1 protein-coding gene is annotated in these 816 nt (G+C 74.8%); it reads right to left on the reverse strand.

The genetic code is table 11. The annotated features are described in order from the left end of the window. On the reverse strand, positions 1 to 816 hold an 816-nt coding region (gene cofG, locus KUM32_RS39855), incomplete at both ends, for a 7,8-didemethyl-8-hydroxy-5-deazariboflavin synthase CofG (protein ID WP_217146608.1).

Raw genomic sequence — 816 nt, forward strand, 5'->3', positions numbered from 1 at the left:
GCCCGCGGTGTCGATGGTGCGGTGCAGTTCGGTGCGGCCCGTGCCGGTGGTAGGCAGCGCGAAGCCCTCGTCGGGCTCCTGCCACGGCAGCCCGGTGGGCAGCGCCTCGGCGCGGGCCAGGCCGGTCTCGGGGTCGGCGAGCGCGCCGACGTGCGGGAGCAGCCGGGGGTCGAGCCAGGGCTCGCCGCGCTGGACGAACTCCGGGTAGACCGCGAGCCGTTCGCGCAGCTCGAAGCCGGCGGCGGCGCTGTGCTCGGCGAGCGCGTCGATCTGCGGCCAGGGGCGCTCGGGGTTGACGTGGTCGGGCGTGAGCGGCGAGACGCCACCCCAGTCGTCGATGCCCGCGCCGATCAGCCGCGCGTACGCGCCACCGGCCGCCGGCTGCGTGACGTCGCCGTCCACCAGGTTGGGCGGGGCCTGGAGGTTCACGGACGGGCCGAGGATGTGTCGGGCGACGGCGACGGTGGCGACCAGGTCGTCCAGCTCGGCGTCCGGAGCGGTGCGCATCGCCGTGTCGGGCTTGGCGCGGAAGTTCTGAATGATGAGTTCCTGGATGCCGTGGTAGGCGCGGGCGACGCGGCGCAGCGCGAACAGCGACTCCGCGCGCTCCTCGGGCGTCTCGCCGATGCCGATCAGCAACCCGCTGGTGAACGGCACCGAGCTGCGGCCCGCGTCCTCCAGGACCCGCAGCCGCACGGCCGGCTCCTTGTCGGGCGAGCCGTAGTGCGGCTGGCCCGGCTCGCTCCACAGCCGCTCGGCCGTGGTCTCCAGCATCATCCCCATGGACGGGGCGACCGGCTTGAGCCGCTGGAAGTC

This window comes from Streptomyces sp. AC627_RSS907 (assembly GCF_019049165.1).